This window comes from Cobetia crustatorum (genome assembly GCF_000591415.1).
In the GTDB taxonomy this organism is placed as follows: domain Bacteria; phylum Pseudomonadota; class Gammaproteobacteria; order Pseudomonadales; family Halomonadaceae; genus Cobetia; species Cobetia crustatorum.
Genome location: NZ_JEMF01000124.1, coordinates 1 through 22,729 on the forward strand (window position 1 = coordinate 1; position 22,729 = coordinate 22,729).

Below are 22,729 nucleotides of genomic sequence, written 5' to 3' on the forward strand. Positions count from 1 at the left end.
GGCCGCGAATATTCGCGGCCTTTTTTCATTCTCCACTCAGCGTCAGACACAGGCTGCGGCTACCGCCGTGGTCGCGGTGTTCGCCGAGCCAGATGCCTTGCCAGGTGCCGAGGGCGAGGCGGTTGACGCCGCGACGGGCTTCGACAGGTAGCGTGAGCTGATGTCTGGTAGATTGATTAAAGAATATGTGGATTAACATTGATTAAGTATCATCTATAGTTTCACACTGCATGCGTATGAGCTATATTCATAAGGTGAAGAGGAGAATATTATGAATATTGATAGAATACTAAAAAATGTGGGTTTGAGAAAAAGGTCGTTATCAGAAAAAGTTAACCAAAAAGTAATGGGTGGTTATAAGCCTAGCAATACGGCGAAAAAAGTTTCAGGCAAGGTCTCTGCTCATAAATTTAATGTGATGATGATATCTGCAAAGGGTAAGGCGCAGAGTTTTAAGGATCATAGGAATGACTCAGAAATATAATAAAATCCATGAAAAGTTAGTGATAAATGAAAACGATTTTGAAGGTATGATAGCGTACTCTATATATAAGAAAGAAAAGCGAGATGCTATCAAGAAAGGTTTCGATGTGGATGAATTTACGAGATTAAAATTGCAGGCGAATGAGATAAAGAAATATAAGAAAGAGGCGAATGAATTAATTAATATCTTTTTACAAACTGCAATAGATGAAAAGATTGTTAGTATAAGATCTCAAGCTTTTGAAAGTTTTGAAAAAATAGCTCAGGCAGAGATGGCCTCTAAGCCAATTTGGAAGAAGTTTACCCGCTGGCACAATAATGGTGCTGCAGGTATGTTCGGAAATCTGTGGACAGCTATCATTATCGCCTTGTTTGTTTTTATTATGTCTGATCCAGATGATTGGAAAAGAACTAAAGACAATGCTGTTGATAATACATTTAGTGTTGTTGAGAAAGTCGTGAATGAGCTAAATGGGCTGATAGTAGAAAACGATTAAGCTGTTTTTAAAACTTGTGCATAGCATATGAGTGGTTGATGCTGCGAAATGACTCTAGTTTTTATATTTTATATTAATATTAAATTTCAATTACTATTCCCCACTCAGTGTTAAATACACACTTCGGCTACCACCGTGATCGCGGTGTTCGCCAAGCCAGATGCCTTGCCAGGTGCCGAGGGCGAGGCGGTTGACGCCGCGGCGGGCTTCGACGGGCAGGGTGAGCTGGGTGCCGAGCAGGCTGGCGAGCACATGCGCGGGCATGTCGTCGTCGCCTTCGAGGGTGTGGCGGAAGTAGGGCAGGTTGCCGGGCACCAGGCGGCGCAGGAAGGCGTCCATGTCGTGGCGTACGTCGGGGTCTGCGTTCTCGTTGAGGGTCAGCGAGGCGGAGGTGTGCAGCAACTGCACATGCAGCAGGCCGACGCTGACGGGTGGCATTTCGGCTAACGCCTGCTCCACCTCGTCACTGATGAGGTGAAAGCCGCGCTTACGTGCGGAGAGGGTGAGGGTGTCACGGTGCCACATGAGAAGTCCTGCCTGTTGTTGATTCAGTACATGCTAAACATGCCGCGCCAGAACGCAAAAGGCCAGCCCCTGAGGGCTGGCCTTTTTTGCTGCACTGATCGGGCGTTGTGTGGCGCGCTTGATCAGCCTGTCGTGCTGGCGGCGGCTTCGCTGACAGTGCGACGTGCGGCCTTGGCAGTGACACGTTCCGGCTCGTTCTTGCCGATTTCGCGTGCCAGCCAGTCGGCGAGCAGGCGCACACGGGTCGGGATCGGGCCGCGCGGTAGCAGCATGCCGATCTCGACCGGCGGAATTTCGTCACATTCCAGACGCTTGAAGGACTGGCCGTTGCGTTCGCTGAGCGAGTTGACCCAGTCAGTCGGCAGCACGGCGCGAATCAGGCCATCAGCGACGTAGTCGGTCAGCACTTCGAGGTCATCGGACTGGATGTGATTCGGACGCGGGTCTTCCGGGTGACGCGACAGCGAGGTACCGGAGACGAGCGGTTCGAGTTCACCCCACGGCAGCTCGTCAGGATTCTCGACGTGAGAGGCGGCGTAGGCCGCTTGCTGCCACTGGGTCAGCGGGCGGAAGACGTGCGTGCTGCCGGCCAGATGCGGGAAGCCGATCACCAGGTGCGGCTGGTTTTCGAGAATCTCGCGGCCGTTGTGCCACAGCTTCAGCTTGATATCGACGCCATCGTGCTCTGACAGGAAGCTTGTCAGCGCGCGGCCCAGGAAGTGACGCCCGAGTGCCGGTGTGGCGTGAATACGAATGGTGCCCGTGAGATCAGACTGACGATCTTCGATGGCGCGATGTGCCTCGTCATCGAGGTTGGCCATCGATCGGGCGTATCGGTATAGCGTTTCGCCAGCTTCCGACAGGCGAATGCCGCGGTGGCCACGTTCGACCAGACGAGTGCCGAAGCGACCCTCGAGGGCATCGAGACGACGGCTGACGGTGGACTTGGGCAGGCGCAGACGTTCTGCGGCGCGGGACAGGCTGCCAAGGTCTGCCACCATCAGGAAGGTGTTATAGGCGTCGATATCGCTCATCGAATAGGTCCGGTTGTTCAGTGGGTCGGGGTGCGCCATCAAGGAAACACCCACCTTGTCACGAGCCTCGCAAGATGCTCGCAGCAGCGCGTGGCGCTGCACAACGGATTGCCTGTCGATGACCGTGCCCCTCTTTCCGGTGTTCGTGATACCGGCAAAGACACGCTCATCGATCAACAATCGGATAGTGCATTACGTACGACATGTCAGGGATATGCCGGCTCAGGTACAGGGAGTGGACCTATAAAAAAGGAGGATCACTCTGAGCAGGCTAACTATATCATTGCTATGCCAAGGTTGCATCTGACGAATCCAGGTATTGCGCGACTCCGGTATCAGCAAGGCGCGACGATCAGGGGGGATACCGTCCCTGTACGACATTCTTTTCTACTGCCCTATCGGCTCAGACGTCAGATAAAGGAGATGGTTCCGTATCTGATGACAGACAGGTGCCATAAAAGCGCCTTGATGACTGATGGCGTACGCATAAAGCGCCATCAGCGACACATGGGCATCTTTTCAGTCTTGTCACACGCTGCCCATCAGCTGGGCCACGCCACCATGACAAGACCACTGAGCAGAATCGCCAGTCCCGCCAGTCGCCAACCTCCCGGACGCTCGCCAAGATACAGAATGCCCAGCAGTACTCCGATGGGAATCGAGAGCTGTCTGAGCGCTACCACTTGGCTGACGTTGCTGCTCATGGCCATGGCGACCAGCACTAGCCCGTAGGTGCCCATCATCATGATGCCCGTCAGGCAGGGCCACATATCGATTTGGCGGAGAATAAGGCGCATTTCACGCCGTTCGTCAGGGATGAGCGCGACTATCGGTAGCATCCATGCGGCTGATGCGAGCGCTTGTAACACCATGAAGCTGGCGCCGGCCTGTATGGCAGACATGCCTGAGACGCCAAGTACGTCAACGGCCTGCTTGTCGACCAGTGAATAGCCGGTAGTCCCCAGTGCGGCGAGCAGGACAAAGCCGAGTGCTGGCAGGGCAACGCGGGAGCTGGTCGGCACTCGCGAGCCTCGCGGCATCAGTAGCGCACCGAGCATGATCAGCATGAAGCCCGTGAGGTGCAGTCCACTCGGCCAGGGTTCCAGCGCCAGCATCAGGCCCACGACAGGCACCATCACTACCGGAAGTGCGCGTGCCAGTGGATAGAGCAGGCTGATGTCACCACGCGCATAGGCCCAGGCTAATCCGCCCATGTAAAGCGCCTGACATAGCCCTGATGCTGCTAGCCAGCCCCAGAAAGCCATGGGCGTCTGGCTGATGCTCCAACCGCTCCACAATAGAATCGGGAGATAGAGCAGTCCGCCATACAGCATCGCGAGATTGAAGAAGGCTAGTGAAGGACGCCCACGCTTGCCGAGCAGGTTCCAGCTGGCATGCAGTACGGCTGATACTCCCAGTAATGTCAGCGCTAGCGGAGGAATCGAGAAGGCGGGGTCGGGTACGGACGATGGCAGGCTCATGCGGATTCCCTCTGCCAAGACTGGCATTGACGATCGTGATCATCATTGGCATGGCCATGGAGTGTGCTGCTTCTGCGCAGAGGGCCCGGCTCGGAATGTTGCGCGGTGAGCTGATGTTGTTCGATAAGGTCATGTGGCGCGCTTGGAGAATGATGTCGTGGCATGAGCGTGGCTTGTATGAGACCCGTGTAGGACGTCGGTGAATGCGGGATGGTGGAAGTCGCTGGCGGCACGCGAAATGCGTGGCGCTGTTCTAGCATGGCTCAGCGAGGTGTCGACTGCATGTGATGTAGGGTGTTCTTTTACGTTACGTTTTCGGGCTGATGTCACTGGGTGAATATCTTTTGAGACGTGGCGTGTGTTTCGTGGCTGATGAAGGTAGAACACGGCGTTGGGAGGTGACTGCCGAAGGTCGGCGGTGCCTGTGGGAGGCCGACAGGCTGTGCTACCATCGCGACCAAATGTTGGGTGCGATAGCTCATCGCGCTTGGCTCGGTATTCATGTTCCCGCCACTGGCGGGTGATAGCCCGGATAAGGAAGGATGCATGGCGCTACTGAAGATTTTTGTCGGCACGATGTATGGCGGTTCACTGGATGTGGCCGAGCAGGTGCAGCCGTTGTTCGAGCAGGCAGGGTATACGGTCGAGGTGCTGGATCAGCCGACGCTGACTGACCTGACCGAGACGCGCCTGATCTGGCGCTATTCGTCACCTCCACCACCGGCAGTGGCGATGTGCCCGGTAATCTCACCGGCTTTCTCAATACGCTCAGCACTGAGTCACCCGCACTCGATTGGTTGCGCTATGGGATGATCGCGCTGGGCGATAGCTCCTACGGTGAAACCTATTGCGGCGCTGGCCGTCATCTTGACGAGCGCCTGGCGGACCTCGGTGCCACGCGTCACGGTGAGCGCCTCGAGATTGATGCCATGGAAACCTTCATGGCTGATGATGCGGCGCTGCCGTGGGTCGAGGCATGGATTCCGACCCTGCCGGCGACTGCCTGATTTCCCGCGTAACGTACTCCAGAGACTGATTGCATGACGAAACTGAAATCTGATCATCCCCGCGCGCGTAATCTGACGCCGCAGCGTGTCTCGGTATTGGCGGGTCTGGCGGTGGTGATGGTCGCCAATGTGCCGCGCTTCCTGATGAGCGGCGATAACACCCGTCTCATGCTGATCGTGGGCTTTGCCGTGGCGATTACCGCACTAGGCGTCTACATCTATCGTCAGCTGCCGGATACCGCCAAGGGCGAAGTGCCGATGCTGATGCGCCGCCTGCTGGTCTGGATGGTGGTCGGGCTTGCCGCAATGGCAGCCTTCAACTTCGCCGCGCCGATGCTGGACCGTGTGCAGGAAGGTAGTCTTGAAGTGCTGGTGGATGGCCTGACGCTGGGCTTGGTCGCGCATGTGATCAGCCTGTGGATGCACCGTGGTCGCAACGACAAGTAAGACGCTCGGTCTCATACAAACGAGAACGCCCGATCATCACTGATCGGGGCGTTCTCGTTTTTGTTCTCAGCAATGGTCGTGAGGTATCACTTGCTGAGGGTGTAGCAGGGCACGTAATCGGTGCCTGGCAGCTTCATGCGTCCCTGGGCCACGAAGGATGTCAGCAATGCATCCAGGCGATGCATCAGCTCTGGCTCAGCAGTCAGGCGGAAGGGGCCATCGCGCTCGATCTCTTCGATGCCTTCCTTCTTGACGTTACCGGCGACGATGCCTGAGAAGGCGCGACGCAGGTTGGCGGCCAGTTCATGCACCGGTTGATTGCGGTGGAGCGCAAGGCCCGTCATGTTGGTATGCGTCGGTGCAAACGGCTGCTGGAAGTGCGGGGCAATGTGCAGGCGCCAGTTGTAGTAGAAGGCGTCATGATGGCTGCGGCGGAACTCGGCCACTTCATCAATGCCCGCGCGCATGGTGCGGGCCACTTCAACCGGATCATCGATGATGATGGTGTAGCGCGCGCGCGCTTCCTCACCCAGGGTATAGGTGATGAATTCGTCGATCTGCTGGAAATATTCAACGCTGGCTGCCGGCCCCGTGAAGATGACCGGGAAAGGCAGCCCCTCGTTTTCCGGATGCAGCAGAATACCCAGCAGATAGAGAATCTCTTCTGCGGTGCCCACGCCGCCCGGGAAGACGATGATGCCATGCGCGGTGCGCACGAAGGCTTCAAGGCGCTTCTCGATGTCCGGCATGATGATCAGTTCATTGACGATCGGGTTCGGCGACTCAGCCGCGATGATGCCCGGCTCCGACACTCCCAGATAACGCCCTTCCTTGCGACGCTGCTTGGCGTGCGCGACGTTGGCGCCTTTCATCGGCCCCTTCATCGCACCGGGGCCACAGCCGGTGGAGATGTCGAGTTCACGCAGGCCGAGGTGGTAGCCCACGTCCTTGGTGTACTCGTACTCTTCGCGGTTGATGGAGTGGCCACCCCAGCAGGTGACGAGACTCGGCTCACGCGAGGCCTTGAGGGCACCGGCATTACGCAGGATATGGAACACCGCGTTGGTGGTGCCTTCGGTGGTCGAGAGATCAAAACGCGGTGTGTTCTGGATCTCGTTGGCCACATAGACGATATCGCGCAGCACGCTGGAGAGATGCTCGCGGATGCCGCGAATCATCTTGCCATCGACAAATGCATCGCCCGGTGCGTTATCCAGCTTCAAGCGAATGCCGCGATCCTGCTGCAGCACTTCAATCTCGAAGGTCTTGTGGGCGTTGAGCACCGAGACGCTGTCATCGGTCTGACTACCGCAGTTCAGTACTGCCAGCGCACAGCGGCGCAGAATGTCATGCAGGCCATTGGAGGAGGTGTCGCGCAGGCGATTGACCTCATCCTGAGACAGCACTTCCAGGCTGCCTTCCGGCGAGATGATGGTCGATACCAGCGTAGAGCTGGTATCGCGTGAATAAGTGGTGGCTTCACTGGTGACAGAATTCATGGCCGTCTTCCTTGTGTCAGGCGCCCACGGTGGTCTGGGCGCGTTTCCGGACTTCTGTCCAGAGTTCGCCGATGCGTTCGCGGTCATCCACGCTCATGCTGTCTTGTGCAAAGGCGTGATGCATCCACTCTTCAAAGGTGGCGTCAAAATCTTCCGCGACCACGTCATCGGCGGCGTAATCGGCGTTCTCGAGCACCAATTCCACCTGGGGGATCATGTAACCCAGTGGGAACAGGTCAACTTCAGCGCATTCGCTTTCCATCGCGAGCAGCGCCTTGTGAATGGCTTCGCCGCGTGCGGCCAGAGGATCAAGCATCGGGAGCATCTCGTGATTCGAGCCAGTGCTCCAAGGCACCGGCAAAGACAAATAAAAAGGGCAGAGGGTGGCACTTATTCCGAAGCACGCGGCCGCGGAATATTGGCCAAGGCTGCACTCGGCAATTCTTGCTCAACAATGCCTCGATGCTAACACGCGAGAGTGCCACCGCGCAGCGCTGCGCATAGGCGCTGGCTCTGATAGAATCATGGGCTTTGCGGGTCGGTGGCACCTGTGCAGACATTCAGGCAGCTATTCGGCAACACGACGCGCCGAGTCGCGTCCCCCGTTCGTGAGTGGTCAGTGCCTCCATGTTCAATGCCCAGTATTTTCGTACCTTCATCACTCTGGTGGAGACCGGCAGCTTTACCCATACCGCACGCAAGCTGGAAATGACCCAGCCTGGCGTCAGTCAGCATATCCGCAAGCTGGAGCAGTACCTGGAGCGCTCGTTGCTCAATCGTCAGGGACGCAAGTTCTCGCTGACGTCGGCAGGACGTCGCTGCTACGACTACTCCATCAAACTGTTTGCTGAGCACACCCAGTTCATGCACTCGCTGGATGATGACTCTCCTGATAGCGGTGAATGCCGTGTGGCCAGTCCCTCAAGTGTCGGGCTGATGTTCTACCCGTTCACGCTGGGCTATCAGCAACAGCATCCGGGCCTGACGGTAAGCTACAGCTTTGCCTACAATTCCGAGATCGTGCAGGACGTGCTGGCCGGTCGCTTTGACCTCGGTATCGTCACCGAGCCGGTCAAGCATCCTGATCTCAACTTTGAGTTATGGCATCAGGAGCCGCTGTGTCTGGTGGTGCCGGCTGATTTTGCCGGTAACAGCCTCAACGAGCTGATGGCGCTGGGCTTCATGAATTACGCGGACGGCGTCAACAACGCCAGTGCGTTGCTGCGCGCCAATTTCACGGGCGAGTTCCGCTCCATGAGCCACTTCCCGCAGCAGGGCTTCACCAACGACATCGGCATGGTGCTGGACGCCGTGGCGCGTGGCCTGGGCTTCACGGTGGTCTCGCGTACCGTGCTTGAGACCTCGCCGTGGCAGCGTCAGGTGCGAGAGATGCCACTGACCGAGGCGGTTTACGAGAATCTGTATATCGTCACGCGGGACAACGCCGAAGTGCCGCGTCGCTACGAGCAGCTGTTGGGTGAATTCCGCCTGCAACGTCGTAATACGCTGTATGGCTACGCCGATGCGCCAGACAGCTTCGACAACATGGATTTCGATCGCATGGTGTAACGCCACGGCACGCTTGATGACGTCGCGTGTGATCAAGTGGCGTTATCATCGAAAGCCCGCTCCCCAGGAGCGGGCTTTTTTGTGGCTATAGTGCTCACATAGATACGACGGATGACGATGAGATGCACTGAATGCGTCTTGCGTGATCTGGGACATCTCGCGGGGTGCATGGCGGGCGCAACATGGCAGGTCGACATTCCTGCATCTCTGGATTCCGCATTGTGGACCCCGATATCGACCAAGGCCTGATGCGAGAGGCCAGTCGACATGGGAAGCTGATATGAGTGCCTACTGATGCTTCACCTGACGCGCTCAGCACATGGCTCTTGGCGCGTAGCTCTTAGCTCTTAGCACATAGCTCTTGGCACACCGCCATTTCCTTTCGCTGCCATGATTCCCCCAGCGCTTGCTCGTTCATGGTATTCACCTGTCACTGAGGTACTTGTCGCCGTGTCTTCGCCTTTTTCTCGTTCTGCTGGCTCCGTTACTGCTGGTCCTGTCACCTCTGGCTCTGATGATGGTTCGGCCACTGCTGGCATGGCACCGGCTCAGGAAACGTTCTCGCTGTTGTCACGCATGGAAATCAGTGAGCTGGACGAGACGTCGCGTGCCGAGCTGGCACGTCGCTGTCGCTGGCAGGGGTGGGAATCACGCCACATGAGCGCCGCCAAGGCCGCCGAGCTGATTCAGGATGGCATGACGGTCGGCATGAGTGGCTTCACGCGCGCAGGAGAGGCCAAGGCCTTGCCGCTGGCGCTGGTCGAGAAGGCACGTCGTGAGCCATTCTCGATCACGCTGATGACGGGTGCTTCGCTGGGCAATGACCTTGATGGCCAGATGGCTGATGCGCATATGCTGGCGCGGCGCATGCCATTCCAGGTGGATCCGGTGCTGCGCCGCGCGATCAACGCAGGCGAGGTGATGTTCATTGATCAGCATCTGTCGGAAACGGTCGAGCTGCTGCGCAATCATCAGCTGAGCGACATGAACGTCGCCGTGGTTGAGGCCTGCGCCATCACTGCCGATGGCGGTATCGTGCCGACGACGTCGGTGGGTAACTCGGCCAGCTACGCCATCCTGGCCGACAAGGTCATCATCGAGCTGAATCTGGAGTCGCCAGCCGCGCTGGAAGGCCTGCACGATATCTATATTCCGCAGATGCGCCCGAGTCGTCAGCCGATTCCGATCGTCGCGCCAGACTCGCGCATCGGCACGCCCTATATCCCCATCGACCCTGACAAGATCGCTGCCATCGTGCTGACGTGCGGGCATGACAGCCCCTCCAGCTGCGCGCCGGGGGATGTCGACACACAAAGGATTGCCGGCCATCTAGTCGAGCTTTTGAAGCAGGAAGTGGTGCTCGGACGGTTGACGCCATCTCTGCTGCCATTGCAGGCCGGTATCGGCAGCATGGCGAACGCAGTGATGAGTGGCTTGAAGGACGGGCCGTTCGAGCACCTCACCATGTACTCAGAGGTGCTGCAGGACTCCACCTTTGACTTGCTGGATGCCGGCAAGCTCGACTTCGCGTCCGGCTCCTCCATTACCGTCACGGAGGAGCGTGGTCGTACGCTGTGGAAAGATCTGGAGCGCTATCGTGATCGCCTGATCCTGCGCCCGCAGGAGCTGTCCAATCATCCGGGTATCGTGCGTCGTCTAGGGGTGATTGCGGTGAATACCGCACTGGAATTCGACATCTACGGCAACGTCAATTCCACCCATGTGTGTGGCACGCGGATGATGAATGGCATCGGTGGGTCAGGGGATTTCGCGCGCAACGCACAGCTTTCGGTCTTCATCACCAAGTCGCTGGCCAAGGGCGGGGATATCTCGAGCGTGGTGCCGTTTGCCAGTCATGTCGATCACACCGAGCACGATGTCGATATTCTGGTGACCGAGCATGGACTGGCGGACCTGCGCGGCTTGCGCCGCGTGAGCGTGCCGAGCTGATCATCGAGCATTGCTCAGACCCCAGCTATCGTCCGGCCCTGCGCGCCTACTTCGAGGAGGCTTGCCAGCGGGGCGGGCATACGCCGCATTGTCTGGAGCAGGCGCTCAGCTGGCATCGTGAGGTTGAAGTTCACGGCCACATGCGCGCGATGCGTTCACTGCTGGATGCTCGAGCCTTGGCCTGAATTCACCACGGCCTTCCTTTGACGGGGCCTTGTTTAACATTCCTCGCGGATAGAATTGTGAGGGACTCCAGTTTTCTGAACATGTTTTGCTAATGGGGGCTTAAGCTGCTTCACCTAGAGTGGGGACGTTGGCTCGCGGACTGCTGCGCCGTGAGTCTGTCGTTCTCCAGGAGCCCCTCCATGTCCCCCACATCCGTACTACTGACCATCAGAACCAACAGTGTTCTCAAGACCGGCGCACAGTGGCTGGAAAAGAAAGCCAAGCGGATGATGATCGGGGCACTGGAACGAGTGTTGCCGGTGCCCGAGTCGCTGGCCGCTGATCAACTTGCGTCCATTCAGCGCATCTTGATCATTCGCCCCAATTTCCGTATTGGCAATGCCTTGATCAGTACGCCGATCATTGAGTCTCTCCAGCGCCACTTTCCGGGGGCCAGCATCGACATGCTGGCCACTGACAAGACCGCCGTGCTGTTCGAGAATTTCGGACTTGGGCAGGTGCATTGCGCTTCGCGTCACGCCATCACGCGTCCGTGGCAGGCGGTGAATCTTATCCGCTCACTGCGCCGCGAGCGCTATGATCTGGCGCTACAGCTCAATACCGGTTCGTTGTCAGGGTTACTGGTTGGCAAGACGATCGGCGCACGTCATACCATGGCGCTGCCCTATAAGGGGCGGACCTGGTTCGATGTCGCAATAGCGCCTGGACCGGGCAATCTGCATTCCTATCAGGTGCCGGCGCTGTTCGCGACCGCGCTGGGCGTCAGCTGTCGTGAACGCCCGGTGCTCAGATTGAGCGAGGAAGAGGTTTGTCAGGCACAGCGCTTGCTTGCCTCCCAGCTTGGACGGGAGAGTGAGGGTGCACTGGAGAGTGGAGAGGGCGGCGCAAAGAATTTCGTGGCTCTGTTTGTCGGTGGCCACCTCGACAAGCGTTGCCCGCCCGCTTATTGGGAGGCATTGATTGCGCGCCTTGAAGCGGGAGGTAAACCTTATGTGGTCTTTCTGGGCCCGGAGGAATTCCGGTTGGCCCCCCGTCTGGGCGCGCTGATGCAGGACTCTCGCCACGGCCTGCTACTGACACCGCGTCCGCTACGCGAGTTTGCGGCGCTGCTGAGCCAAGCCGCTATCTTGATCACTCCGGATTCCGGGCCGATGCACATGGCTGTGGCACTTGATGTGCCCACCATTACGCTTAGTAGAACTCGCCGCTCTCAGCGCTTCCTGCCCCAGGGGGCACTGCATCGCATCATCACCACGCTGGCACCAGAAGACGTGATGGCGATGCTTCAGGCCCGGCCAGCCGCACTGGCGTGAACGTGGCCTCTTCCCTCAGTTGCCAGTGTCATTGATCGAGGCCATTTTCGAGGCGTTCATCTTCACATTCCGGGCTGCCCATCTCGTACTCACGACATAGCATCGGACGGCGATCATAGATGGTGCACATCAGCGTTTCGCGATCGACAGCGGCACACCAGCCGTCGTCGAGGCGGCGCATGACTTCTCCGCCCCATTCATCCTCATCGATGAGGTAATCAGGCACCCCGGTATCGGTGAGCAGAATGACCTCGAGACGACAGCAACATGCCTGGCAGTTGCTACAGGCAATCTCGGCGGGTGGTGGGGTGGCAGTCTCATGGCGGGCAGCGTCAGGAGTGGCATGCGAAACATCGGTGATGGGAATGTTCATGGAGGTCTGTATCAGTAGCACGGCATGAGACGAGGTGCCGAAAAAGGGGAGCAGTGACGTGACGGCGTTCATGACGCAAGTCGCGCCTCTGCAGCAGGCGGCAGTGAAACATACTCCGCGAGTGAGCGCATGTCTGCCGCCTGAGGATCGCCTGGCGTCGTATTACTTGTAGACCTTGTTGATGCCATCCCAATAGCCTTCGGGATCACGATCGCCGGTCATGTCATACAGCTGATAACGGCGATTGAGGCGTGCGCCACCATCACGTGTCAGCGGTGCCCATGCCAGGCCAGTGTTGCCCTTGCTGGAGGTCGTGAAGAAGGCGTCCAGCGGAATGCTGACGTACAGGCCCTTGTCGAAGCTACCCTCGCCATAATCGTCGCCGGCATCGGTCATCGTCGCCCAGGCACCAATATTGACCCCATTGGAGAAGCTGCGTGAGACATCCAGCGTGGCACCGATATCACCAGCCAGATAACGTCCTACCGAGCCCTTGACCAGCACGTCGTGCCAGTCGGTTTGCCAGTAGGCGGTAGCGTGGCCGGTGGTGACGGTGTAATCGCGCAGGCCAAACTGCTGGTCGAAGTCACGCTGACGTACGCGGTTGATATCCAGTCCCAGCGCCAGTGCGCTGTTCATCGGGCGATAGAGTACCTCGGCGCCGACACCGGCATACATCATCTCGAGAATGCCGCCGTAGGCCTGTGAGTACCAATCACGTCCGAATTGATAGGTACGGGTGTACTGCAGGTTATCGATACCGGCATCCGTCTCTTTCAGATACTCACCGATGAAGGTACGCACACGCGGTAGATCAGAATCGGCGATGTATTCGTAATCATCGAAGTTATCGAAGAGCTGATAAGTCGCGGAGCCGGAGAACCAGCCATTGCGGTCGGTGCGCCACAGGGCATCGAGACGCAGGTAGAGCTGATAGAGGTAGCCGTCAGGGCCGCCGAAGTTTTGATTGACGCCCGGCGAGACACCCCAGCTGAACCCGCCGGGTTCACGGTCGAGCAGAGTGCGGCTGGTGCTGGCATCGTCGCTTGCCTCGGGAGAGGCGGCGCGTGCGTGATGGAATGCTCGTACTCGGCATCGAAGCGGCGATCATTGGCTGCGGCCACGAATGACTCACGCGGATGATCGTCCTCACGCAGTGCCAGGCCATTGCTGCTCAGGCGGTAGCGGAAGGTGGTGATGCTGGCGGGCAGGCGATTGTGCAGCACGCGATTGGCACGGCCTTCGGCTTGCAGGTCCTTGCGGAAGCGCGTGGCTTCGGCCTCGATGATCAGAGTGTCACCATTGACGCGCAAACGTGAGACTTCAAGGCCGGTCTGGGCGCGCAGCGTATCGGCCAGCGCATCCCAGTCCACGGTGTCGAGACTGATGTCGGGGTTGGTGGAAGCGTTTGCCGCAGCCTCCGGCGCGGTATCAGCGTCTAGCGTCAATAGAGTGCCGGCGGCCTCACTGTTGGCATTACTGTAGGTCTCATGGCCAGCATTACCGTTGGCGTTGACGAGACCACCGGCCAGTGATGGCTCAGGGCTGTCAGTTGGCGCAGGGCTGTCAGTTGGCTCAGGGCTGTCAGTTGGCGCAGGGCTGCTCGCTGTGGGGCGATTGACGTCATTCAATGAACGAACACGGAAAGCCTCTGGCGTTTGGTCGTTGCGATAGCGATGTTGCGTGCTCGGCGCGACGGCTTCTGGCGTGCCGTCATCCTTGTCTTGTGAGAGTCCCGCCAGATTGGTCGATAGCGATAGACCGAGCATGGCGGTATTACCGCGCTCCCAGCCACCGTGCAGCGAGAGAGTGTCGTTGACCTTGACGGTCGCGCCAAGATTGATTGGCGAGTCCTGATTGATCTCGACCGTCAGCGGCTCGTCAGAATAGTCGTTGCCTTCGTACTCAAGCTTCAAGGTCAGCGGGTCCCAGGGCGTCTGATATTCGATGCCGCCGAAGGCAGACGGGCGGCCACTGAACATGCTGCCAATCGAGAACTCCCCGCCGTCACTGCCGCCGGAATCACCACGGCTGCTGAAACGATCACCCACCACGTTGAGCGGATTTCCGAAGTCGCCACGATTGCCCAGATAGCCCCAGCCGAGCCCCAGGCTGAAATCGAAATCGCCGTAGCGTTTGCTGGCGACGAGATATTCCGAGCTGAACAAGCCAGTACCGCCAAGATCTCGCAGCCCCACCGCGACTTCCGGTTGATAGCGGCCTTCTTCCCACAGTCGGAACTTGGTATCGAAGGATTTATCCAGATAGTCGCGATCCGGTGCGGCGGCGCCATAGCTGACGGTTTCGACTGAGACATAGCGAAAGCCCAGCTCCATCCACTCGAAGGGCGTGGCATTGACGCTGAAGCGCTTGTACGGCTGGGTGCGGCTGTAGGTGAAGCTAAGTTCGCCCTGAGGTGCAAAGCGTGCGGTGGGGGTTTGCATCAAACCGACACCGCCGAAGTCGCTCTGTGACTCACCGGTCGCGGCGTGAGCGATCTGTGCGCCCAACAAGCCACCCATGATACCGAGCGCTAGCCAACCGTTGCGTGCGGAGGCAGAGCGCTGTTGGCCTTCAGACAAGGCAAGATGATTGGCGGGGCGGAAGGGACTCGACATAGGCGTCTCGCAAGCTCGCAAGCCTTGGGCTCACGAACGTGAATGGGGTAACAAGGGAGCACTGGGGAGTGACAAGCGTGCCAGGTTCGACAGAAATGACGGGGACTGGCCGAAATGACGATTGAACAACAATGATGAACCGGCTGCGCTGGCGTTTATTGCACTTGCGTATCAGGCAGTGTCGCGGCATCTAGCTGCCAGCTTTGGCAGTCATGGCCGGGTAGGCGACTGGCGAGCCACTCGGGCAGTGCCTGATTTACCCACTTTTGTGCAGTATCGAGGCCCGGGGTACTGATCACGACGCTGGCACCTGGCGCGATCGGTAGATCAGCATCACCACTCGTGAGGCGATTCCAGCGTGCGATCGGTCGCGTCAGCACCTGTCCCTGTGGCGTGACGAGACTGACCTGCGATGCCGGACCCAGTGCCTCGGCGGCACTGCGCTCATCGATCAGTGCATCCAGCGTCAGGTTGGGGCTCCACTTGCGCTGATGAACGCCAGTCGCATCCATGATGACGATGTTGCGCGGTGCCTGACAGGCACCGATGACCATGCCCGGCGCGATACGGATGGCCTGTGGGCCTGCACGCATGTCACGACGTGGATCAAGCTGACCGGGAATGCGCGCCAACACGCGCTCAGTCGTTGGCGGAGCGGCCGCCGCGTCGTTGCTGTCCGCCTTCAGATGTCCTGCTGTCGGGCGCCCACTTCCTGGGGGCCTGCTACCAAGCGCCCCTGAGCGACATAGTGCTGCCACGCCTGCAGCGCTGCGACATAGCGCGCTTGTGGGCTATTTGGTGTAGCCCCCACGGTGTAGCGTGCGGCGATCAGCTCAAGCTCGGCGCTCAGGCGATTGGCCTTGTCGGCCATCTGTTGACGGATCAAGGGCGTGCTGACGAAGCTGTAACGCCAGTCGAGCGCAGACACCTGTGCGCTCTCAGCCCATTGTTGCTCCAATACCTGACTGGCCAACGGGGTACTGGCAGCGCTGAAGGGCAGCGGCGTGTCATCAGCCACTGCAAGCGGGGACAGCATCGCGAGCGCCATCAGTGCTGCCAGGCGTTCGCGTGAGCGTAGAACGTGACGGGAAAGTGATATCACCATGCCTTGGCAATCTCCCAGCCAAAGCGGGGGCCATCAGGCCACGCCGTCATGTCGGCGGCCCACACGCGTGTCTCGTCGCGCCACAGTTCGTTGTGCGTGGTGCGGCCATCATCCCAGTTCAGGGTCTCGGTGCAGTGGCTCAGATTCAGTTCGGCCAGTGGCAGTTGATGCGGCGCCGGTGCCTCGCACTCAAGGCGAGCGTTGGCTTCATGCACCTGCATCACGGCCACGTTGTCCTGACGCTGGCTGCCGGTGGAGGCGGCGTCTTGCCGTTCCAGTTGACGCGGATGAGGTGTCAGCGCACTGACACTGACGCGATAGGTCGTGCCGCTGTCCATCAGCCAGGCCGGACGCGCCAAAGCGCGCCCGGTAGTGCTTTGCTCACGCCTGTCAGCGATATCACGCGCGAAGCCTGACGTTGCTGACAGTACGCCATCGCGTAGCTCGATAATGCCGCGATCGCGACTCTCGAAGCGTGCGACGCGCCCATTGCGCTCAAGCGTTGCCAGTACCACCAGCGCGGTGCTGTTGGCGTGGTTCAACTTGAGTGAGGCATAGGGCAGTTCACTGGCGCGTGCGGCGTCAAAATCATCCTTCCCGATAGCGTCGCCGAGCGAGCGCGACACCATCTGGCCACAACCGGCCAACGTCACCAGGCACATGACTGCGCCAAGTGCCGTCATGTGCCTATAAGACAACGGTCGAGAAGCCAGCGCTCGACAGCCCGACGTGCGAGCTACCAGCGGTGGCTGGCCTGAAGAGAACGATGAGCTCTGAGATGCACGCGCAGTCATCAGCGTGTCCCGGTCGAGCCGGTCGTGCCTGTGGTACCGGTCGTGCCCGTGGTACCTGTGCCGCCACCTAACGTACCGGTAGCTGCACCTGCTGCCACGCTGCCACTGCTGGTGCTCGGCGTGACGCTACCCGTAGCGTTCTGGCTGGCGGTACCGCTACCGGCAGCGCTGCCGGTTGGCACGGTGCCGGTGGTGCCAGTCGTGCCGGTAGTTCCAGTCGTACCGGTAGTCCCAGTCGTGCCGGTAGTTCCAGTCGTGCCGGTAGTCCCAGTCGTGCCGGTAGTCCCAGTCGTACCGGTAGTGCCAGTCGTCCCAGTAGTCCCGGTAGTTCCAGTCGTACCCTGTGGCGCTTCTTCTTCAGCCATGGCGTTACCTGCAACTAGCAGGGCGCCCGTCAGGCCGAGAATGGCACCGAGATGTGATTTGCGCATGGTGATGTCTCCTTGATGAGCATTACCGGTTGTCTGCCGGTCAGGATTGCGTCGCCATACGTAGCAACGTCAGCTGCCGCAAATCCTGCTGCTGAAGATTACGAAACAGGAGTGGTGCGCCATCCCTGATACCGTCCGTGGCATCTTCCCTGGCGCAGCCTCATTCCGAGGTGTTCCTAGCCTGGCCGCTTCCGTTGGCCATTCTTGCTTTATCCACTTGCGCATCCCGCGCGTCAGGCTATTTTCCTGATGGTTGGGATGTACAAGTCTCTAAAGCGTGGCTCATGTTAACGGGAAAATATGACCTGTCTACTCTGAAGAGGTGCGTAATCAGTGCGTTTAACCGTGGCAAAATATTTATGTAAAGAAGAGTAATTATGGTGTGGGTTATTGGCGACATGCTTGTGGCTGTTTTTTTACGGGGCTGCGCAAGCCATGGCCCGCATGGCTGCTGAAATCCTTGGAAAGACTGTGTCACTTTACCGACGTAATGGTATTTATGGTGTCTGTTATCAGCTACATCTCTATCCATGGTATGGCGACATAAGACGTACTGGGGATAATACAAACCAATGTTTTTATTGGATTTTTGTAACAGTGCGCGATTGGCGAGCGGTCCGGATAAGGTAAAATGCACAGCAGGTGGAGTTTGGTCACTCTGCCTACCTCTTCATTATGTACGTGACAGGCGCTGCGGCAGACGTGGTCATCGATCTGGTGGCAAGTGTCCTAAGTGAGGAGTGAGTAAGGCGAGAGGATTTTTCAGAACGGATTTCTCGTGATGAATCTCTCGCTACTCAAAATAGAGTGATGTCATGGGCAATAATGCTCGTTCTTCAGGTGCTCTAAATGTTCTCGTAAAGAGGCGTGGATCATGATGAATAATGAAGCATACATTCCCGTGATAACGAGAATATTCTCGTGATTGGTAGTCTTGTGATTGGCAGTCTTGTGATTGGCAGTCTTGCGATTGGCAGTAACGCAACGATACAGGCGTGATGATTCAATTCGCACGTAATAGTAAAGGCACGGAGGACAACCTCCGGCATATCGCACCATGCAAGGTGAACTGAAGACGTTATCGAATTTATCCCGGCAGCATGACGCGGCGGGGGATGACTCGGGCAGATGCAATATGCGTCTGCCCGAGTCTGTCGACTCAACGGACTTCAGATGAAAAATGCACTGATAGCACGACTTCTGGGCGCCAGCTTGAGTATCGGCGTCCTCACCGGGCTCGCCGGGTGCGTCTTCGCCCCCGGTGGCAACATCGACTACGACACCAGCGCTGCGCCGGTGGACGACATCGTCGATGTTGAACCGATCACCTTTGGCCTGATCAAGGCCCAGGCGCGCGCAGACGCCGAATCACGCCAGTCCAGTGGCGATGACAGGCAGCGTCGTGAGCTTGAAAAGGCGCTGGCCCAGGAGCTCAACAGCAGCACGCGCGCCAGTCTGGCACCGGACTATCAGTACCGTGTCGGCCCCGGCGACATCCTGACCATCATCGTCTATGACCATCCCGAGCTGACCTTGCCGACGGGTTCCGAGCGCAGTGCGCAGGAAGCCGGCAACCTCGTGCACGCCGATGGCACGCTGTTCTATCCCTATGTCGGTCGCGTCAAGGTCAGTGGCATGACGCTGGACCAGATTCGCCGTGATCTCGGCGAGAAGCTGCAGCCCTACCTGAATGCGCCGCAGATCGACGTCAAGGTCGCCGCCTTCCGCAGCCAGAAGGTGCGGATCACCGGCGAGGTGCAGTCTCCCGGTGTGCAACCGATCAGCGATGTGCCGCTGAGCCTGCTGGACGCTATCGCGGCGGCGGGCGGTCTGTCCGAAGACGCCGATTGGCACAACGTGGTGCTCAAGCGCAATGGCGAAGAGACCACCATCTCCCTCTACGAGCTGCTGGCCGAGCGCAATGCGCCAACGATGAGGCGGGCAATGACCGCCTGCTCAAGGATGGCGACACCCTCTACGTGCCGGATGTCGGTACCCAGAAGGTGTTCGTGATGGGCGAGGTGGACAAGTCCATCAGCCTGCCGCTGGGCAGAAGCCCGATCTCGCTGACCGATGCCATCGCGCGTGCCGGCGGCATCAAGGAAAACTCCGCCGATGCGTCGGGCATCTTCGTCATCCGTCGTGATCGTGAAGACCCCGAGAAGCTGGCCACCGTCTATCAGCTGGATGCGCGCAATGCCACGGCGCTGATTCTGGGCGCGGACTTCGGCCTCAAGCCGCAGGACGTCGTCTATGTCACCGCCGCACCGGTCTCGCGCTGGAACCGTGTGATTACCCAGCTGCTGCCGACGGTGAGTTCCATCTACTACAGCACCGAAATCCAGGACAACCTCGATACCCTCGGGCAGTAAGGCGAGGGGTCGTCAAGGCGTCCCTGCCCGGCACCGCCGTGGCCGGGCAGGACACCAGGAGAGTGACCCAACGATGTCGAACCGCAATTCCCACACCACGCGTCAGGCCTCGGCCAGCGAGTCGTCAAGCGTGCCCGCGCGCACCAGTCTTGATCTCGGCCGCATGCTGGGCCAGCTGTATGACAGCCGTCTGACGCTGGCGCTGATCACCGGCACCTTCACCGTGCTGGCGGTGCTCTACGCGCTGCTGGCCACTCCGATCTACAAGGCCGATGCGCTGGTGCAGGTCGAGGAGGGCGGCGGCAACATGAACCCGCTGCGTGATGTCTCCAGCCTGCTGCGTGGCGAGGCACCGCCGTCCGAGTCCGAGATCCAGATCATCACCTCACGCCTGGTGCTGGGCGAGACGGTCAAGAAGGAGCAGCTGGATCTGGTGGTCAAGCCGTATCAGTACCCGCTGATCGGCACCTTCCTGCGCACCCACGAATTTGCGCGTCCGAGCTGGCTTGCCGGTTCCAGCATGGTCTGGGCCGGCGAGTCGATCGACGTGGCCAGCCTGGAAGTGCCGGCGGCCTGGGACAATGTGCCGCTGACGCTGGTGTCGCTGGGAGAGGGGGGTGAGTACGAATTGCAGTACGACGGCGATGCGCTGGGCACCGGTGTGGTCGGCGAAGCCTCGCGCTTCGATGGCCCGCTGGGCGAGGTGACGCTCAAGGTCAGCGCACTGGACGCGGCCAGGGGCGCTGAATTCACGCTGATGCATCAGTCGACTCTGGAAGCGACCAACGCGCTGCGTTCACGCTTCGCGGTGGCCGAGATGGGCAAGGAAGCCGGGGTGCTGGGCCTGGCGCTGGTCGGCGAAGACCTGCTGCGCACCCAGCAGACCCTGCAGCGCATCACCGATACCTACCAGCAGCAGAACATCGAGCGTCAGTCCGCCGAAGCCGAGAAGTCGCTCGAGTTTCTCAAGAAGCAGGTGCCGACGGTGCGTGAGCGCCTCGAAGTGGCCGAGAACCGTCTCAATGCCTATCGCGGCAAGAGCGATAGCGTGAATCTGGATCTCGAGACCAAGTCGGTGCTCGAGCAGCTGGTCAATATCGACAATCAGATCAACGAGACCCAGCTGGAAGAAGCGGAGCTGTCCGGCAAGTTCAACCCCAGTCACCCCAACTACGTGGCGCTGCGCAAGAAGCGTGCGGACCTGCAGCGGACTCGCAAGGAGCTGGAGAAGCAGGTCGGTGATCTGCCGGAAACCCAGCAGGAAATCCTGCGTCTGGAGCGTGAAGTCGAGGTCAATCAGCAGATCTACGTGCAACTGCTCAACAAGACCCAGGAAATGAACATCGCCCAGGCCAGCACCATCGGCAATATCCGCATTCTGGACGAGGCCGTTGCACAGCCGCATCCGATCAGCCCGCGCAAGGCGATGATCGTGGTGATCGCGACCCTGCTGGGCGGCATGCTCGGGGTGGTCTTCGTGCTGCTGCGCTCCATGCTGCATCGCGGTATCGAGACGCCGTCGGAGCTTTCTGACCTGGGCCTCAATGTCCACGCGACCCTGCCGCTCTCCGAAGAGCAGGCACGCCTCAACCGTCGTCTGGCGCGTGGCTTCAAGCGCTTCACCGGGCGTGGTGTCGCCGCAGCGGCCAATGACAACGTCGCGCCGGGGCTGCTGGCGATCCGCAACCCGGCGGATCTCTCCATCGAGGGCCTGCGTGGTCTGCGTACCAGCCTGCACTTCGCGATGATGGAAGCCCCCGATAATCGCCTGATGATCTGTGGCCCGAGCCCAGGCATCGGCAAGAGCTTCGTGTCCGCCAACCTGGCCGCCGTCTGCGCCCAGGCCGGCAATCGGGCGCTGGTCATCGATGCCGACATGCGCCGTGGCCATGTCCACCAGAGCATGGCGGGTGTCCAGCACAGCGACGCCGCGCCGGGCCTGAGCGACTTCCTGCTCGGCAAGGCCGACCGCGACAGCATCGTGCGTGGCATCACTGATCCGAGTCTGGCGATGTCCGAGTCCACCGCTGCGGCGCTTGGTGAAGGGGTGGCCGCCAATGGCGCGCCGAGCAACCTGTGCTACGTGGCGCGCGGCACCTCGCCCTCCAATCCGTCGGAGCTGCTGCTGCAGTCACGCTTCAGCGACCTGCTGACGTGGGCCAGCGCCAACTTCGACATGGTCATCGTCGATACGCCGCCGATCCTGGCCGTCACCGATGCCGCCATCGTCGGCAAGCAGTGCGGTGTCAGCGTGATGGTGACGCGCTTCATGCATAACTCGCCCAAGGAAATCGAAGCGGCGCTGGAGCGCTTCGCCTCCAGTGGCGTGCACGTCGATGGCGCGATTCTCAATGCCGTCGAGCGCAAGGCCACCACGACCTACAGCTACGGCTACAGCTATCACGATTATCAGTACCAGGGTGGCGCCAAGGGTTAGTGGCCACTTGCATTAGAGCCCGCGAACCCGATGTCTGAGACTGCGTGCCTCGTTGGCAGTGGGGATCGGCAGTCGAGGCGAGAGCGAGGCAGTACGGGTGAAGCATCGGGTAGCACGCCGTCGAGCGACGGCACCAGCGGCTCCGAGCGTGATGAACGGAACCACAACACGAACGCAAGCCAAGGGGGTAACGGCATATGAATACCACGACGAACCATGCAAGCTCCGGGCTGGAAGGGCGTCAGCGCCACTCCCGCATGTACGAGCGACTGATGTTCAACTCGCTGTGTCAGGCCATCGTCGGTCTGATTCTGGCAGTGGGTGTCCCGCTGCTGCTGATCAATGGCCTGCGCCCGTGGGTCAGCGAGATGCGCATGCACAGTGTCATCGCCGCCAGCGGCGGCTTCCTGCTCGCATTGCAGGCGATTCGTCACATGTCGCGCTACCCCGGCGCCAAGGCCTTCGCCTACGTGCTGCCGGCCATCACCATCAGCTATTTGCTGGCGATGAGCGTGCTGATCGCGCTGGATCTGCGCTTCAGCGCCTCGTGCTCGGCAGCTCCTGGCTGGCGGCAATGGCTGATCTGCTCCATCGGCTTCTGGGCCGAG

General features: G+C 59.4%; 21 protein-coding genes and 3 pseudogenes. 11 read left to right on the plus strand and 13 right to left on the minus strand.

The window, feature by feature from the left end; translation table 11 throughout:
* Nucleotides 1-25: 25 nt before the first annotated feature.
* A pseudogene (locus BF12_RS23025) lies at nucleotides 26-124 on the minus strand (secondary thiamine-phosphate synthase enzyme YjbQ); the annotation flags it as partial.
* A 147-nt stretch (nucleotides 125-271) separates the two neighbouring features.
* Here BF12_RS23025 and BF12_RS22150 point away from each other — a divergent pair.
* Together BF12_RS22150 and BF12_RS0117460 are read left to right on the plus strand one after the other, a co-directional pair.
* Nucleotides 272-484: a hypothetical protein gene (locus tag BF12_RS22150; protein ID WP_156941217.1), complete on the plus strand. Its 213-nt coding sequence runs from the start codon at nucleotides 272-274 to the stop codon at nucleotides 482-484.
* Complete coding sequence (locus BF12_RS0117460; protein ID WP_024953383.1) at nucleotides 468-980, plus strand: hypothetical protein; 513 nt, start codon at nucleotides 468-470, stop codon at nucleotides 978-980. Before BF12_RS22150 ends, BF12_RS0117460 begins: the two co-directional genes overlap by 17 nt.
* A 93-nt stretch (nucleotides 981-1,073) precedes the next feature.
* On the opposite strand, the gene BF12_RS0117465 is transcribed toward BF12_RS0117460, so the two are convergent.
* The 3 genes from BF12_RS0117465 to BF12_RS0117475 all read right to left on the minus strand — a co-directional run bounded on the left by BF12_RS0117465 (nucleotide 1,074) and on the right by BF12_RS0117475 (nucleotide 4,020).
* Nucleotides 1,074-1,505, minus strand: a complete 432-nt coding sequence (locus BF12_RS0117465) for a secondary thiamine-phosphate synthase enzyme YjbQ (RefSeq protein ID WP_024953384.1) — start codon at nucleotides 1,503-1,505, stop codon at nucleotides 1,074-1,076.
* Nucleotides 1,506-1,627: 122 nt separating this feature from the next.
* Entirely contained in the window at nucleotides 1,628-2,539 is a 912-nt protein-coding gene (locus BF12_RS0117470) for a LysR family transcriptional regulator (protein ID WP_176426421.1), read from the minus strand.
* 542 nt (nucleotides 2,540-3,081) lie between these two features.
* Nucleotides 3,082-4,020 (minus strand): DMT family transporter, encoded by a 939-nt coding sequence (locus BF12_RS0117475; RefSeq protein ID WP_144727465.1) that lies wholly within the window; start codon nucleotides 4,018-4,020, stop codon nucleotides 3,082-3,084.
* A 546-nt stretch (nucleotides 4,021-4,566) separates the two neighbouring features.
* Between BF12_RS0117475 and BF12_RS20860 the strand changes: the two are divergent.
* Together BF12_RS20860 and BF12_RS21375 are read left to right on the plus strand one after the other, a co-directional pair.
* Nucleotides 4,567-5,027 (plus strand): annotated as a pseudogene (locus tag BF12_RS20860) (flavodoxin domain-containing protein).
* Between the two features lie 33 nt (nucleotides 5,028-5,060).
* Nucleotides 5,061-5,474 carry a hypothetical protein gene (locus tag BF12_RS21375; RefSeq protein WP_024953387.1) on the plus strand — a complete coding sequence of 138 codons (414 nt, stop codon included), beginning with the start codon at nucleotides 5,061-5,063 and terminating at the stop codon, nucleotides 5,472-5,474.
* Between the two features lie 86 nt (nucleotides 5,475-5,560).
* Here BF12_RS21375 and ppnN read toward each other — a convergent pair whose 3' ends face one another.
* A complete protein-coding gene (gene ppnN, locus BF12_RS0117495) occupies nucleotides 5,561-6,973 on the minus strand; it encodes a nucleotide 5'-monophosphate nucleosidase PpnN (protein WP_024953388.1) in 1,413 nt (470 codons plus the stop codon).
* Between the two features lie 16 nt (nucleotides 6,974-6,989).
* Nucleotides 6,990-7,289, minus strand: a complete 300-nt coding sequence (locus BF12_RS0117500) for a hypothetical protein (RefSeq protein WP_024953389.1) — start codon at nucleotides 7,287-7,289, stop codon at nucleotides 6,990-6,992.
* 311 nt (nucleotides 7,290-7,600) lie between these two features.
* On the opposite strand from BF12_RS0117500, the gene BF12_RS0117505 reads away from it, so the two are divergent.
* The 3 genes from BF12_RS0117505 to BF12_RS0117515 all read left to right on the plus strand — a co-directional run bounded on the left by BF12_RS0117505 (nucleotide 7,601) and on the right by BF12_RS0117515 (nucleotide 11,991).
* Nucleotides 7,601-8,542 (plus strand): LysR family transcriptional regulator, encoded by a 942-nt coding sequence (locus BF12_RS0117505; protein WP_024953390.1) that lies wholly within the window; start codon nucleotides 7,601-7,603, stop codon nucleotides 8,540-8,542.
* A 450-nt stretch (nucleotides 8,543-8,992) separates the two neighbouring features.
* The gene (scpC, locus tag BF12_RS20870) at nucleotides 8,993-10,492 is read left to right on the plus strand and encodes a succinyl-CoA:acetate CoA-transferase ScpC (protein WP_248623752.1); all 1,500 of its coding nucleotides are present in this window, start codon (nucleotides 8,993-8,995) and stop codon (nucleotides 10,490-10,492) included.
* Nucleotides 10,493-10,857: 365 nt separating this feature from the next.
* The gene (locus tag BF12_RS0117515; protein WP_024953391.1) at nucleotides 10,858-11,991 is read left to right on the plus strand and encodes a glycosyltransferase family 9 protein; all 1,134 of its coding nucleotides are present in this window, start codon (nucleotides 10,858-10,860) and stop codon (nucleotides 11,989-11,991) included.
* Nucleotides 11,992-12,019: 28 nt separating this feature from the next.
* Here the strand turns inward: BF12_RS0117515 and BF12_RS20875 are convergent, their stop codons facing one another.
* The 7 genes and pseudogenes from BF12_RS20875 to BF12_RS20890 form a co-directional block, all read right to left on the minus strand.
* On the minus strand, nucleotides 12,020-12,436 hold the full coding sequence (locus BF12_RS20875; RefSeq protein WP_024953392.1) for a YkgJ family cysteine cluster protein: 417 nt from the start codon (nucleotides 12,434-12,436) through the stop codon (nucleotides 12,020-12,022).
* A gap of 90 nt (nucleotides 12,437-12,526) precedes the next feature.
* The gene (locus tag BF12_RS23250) at nucleotides 12,527-13,384 is read right to left on the minus strand and encodes a YjbH domain-containing protein (RefSeq protein WP_084488209.1); all 858 of its coding nucleotides are present in this window, start codon (nucleotides 13,382-13,384) and stop codon (nucleotides 12,527-12,529) included.
* A 65-nt stretch (nucleotides 13,385-13,449) separates the two neighbouring features.
* A pseudogene (locus tag BF12_RS23255) lies at nucleotides 13,450-14,982 on the minus strand (YjbH domain-containing protein); the annotation flags it as partial.
* Nucleotides 14,983-15,137: 155 nt separating this feature from the next.
* The gene (locus BF12_RS0117530; RefSeq protein ID WP_024953393.1) at nucleotides 15,138-15,617 is read right to left on the minus strand and encodes a hypothetical protein; all 480 of its coding nucleotides are present in this window, start codon (nucleotides 15,615-15,617) and stop codon (nucleotides 15,138-15,140) included.
* A 47-nt stretch (nucleotides 15,618-15,664) separates the two neighbouring features.
* A complete protein-coding gene (locus BF12_RS0117535) occupies nucleotides 15,665-16,087 on the minus strand; it encodes a hypothetical protein (RefSeq protein ID WP_024953394.1) in 423 nt (140 codons plus the stop codon).
* A complete protein-coding gene (locus BF12_RS0117540) occupies nucleotides 16,081-16,749 on the minus strand; it encodes a YjbF family lipoprotein (protein ID WP_169734553.1) in 669 nt (222 codons plus the stop codon). Before BF12_RS0117540 ends, BF12_RS0117535 begins: the two co-directional genes overlap by 7 nt.
* A gap of 131 nt (nucleotides 16,750-16,880) precedes the next feature.
* On the minus strand, nucleotides 16,881-17,312 hold the full coding sequence (locus BF12_RS20890) for a hypothetical protein (protein ID WP_024953396.1): 432 nt from the start codon (nucleotides 17,310-17,312) through the stop codon (nucleotides 16,881-16,883).
* Between the two features lie 1,173 nt (nucleotides 17,313-18,485).
* Between BF12_RS20890 and BF12_RS20895 the strand changes: the two genes are divergently transcribed.
* From BF12_RS20895 to BF12_RS20900, 4 genes are all read left to right on the plus strand, one after another.
* The gene (locus BF12_RS20895; RefSeq protein WP_248623753.1) at nucleotides 18,486-19,325 is read left to right on the plus strand and encodes a polysaccharide biosynthesis/export family protein; all 840 of its coding nucleotides are present in this window, start codon (nucleotides 18,486-18,488) and stop codon (nucleotides 19,323-19,325) included.
* A complete protein-coding gene (locus BF12_RS23035) occupies nucleotides 19,325-19,684 on the plus strand; it encodes a polysaccharide biosynthesis/export family protein (protein WP_248623754.1) in 360 nt (119 codons plus the stop codon). The genes BF12_RS20895 and BF12_RS23035 overlap by 1 nt, the downstream gene beginning before the upstream one ends.
* A 73-nt stretch (nucleotides 19,685-19,757) precedes the next feature.
* Nucleotides 19,758-22,121, plus strand: a complete 2,364-nt coding sequence (locus BF12_RS0117555) for a GNVR domain-containing protein (RefSeq protein WP_024953397.1) — start codon at nucleotides 19,758-19,760, stop codon at nucleotides 22,119-22,121.
* 197 nt (nucleotides 22,122-22,318) lie between these two features.
* Nucleotides 22,319-22,729: hypothetical protein (locus BF12_RS20900; protein ID WP_035160588.1), on the plus strand; the 411-nt coding region annotated here is incomplete at its 3' end.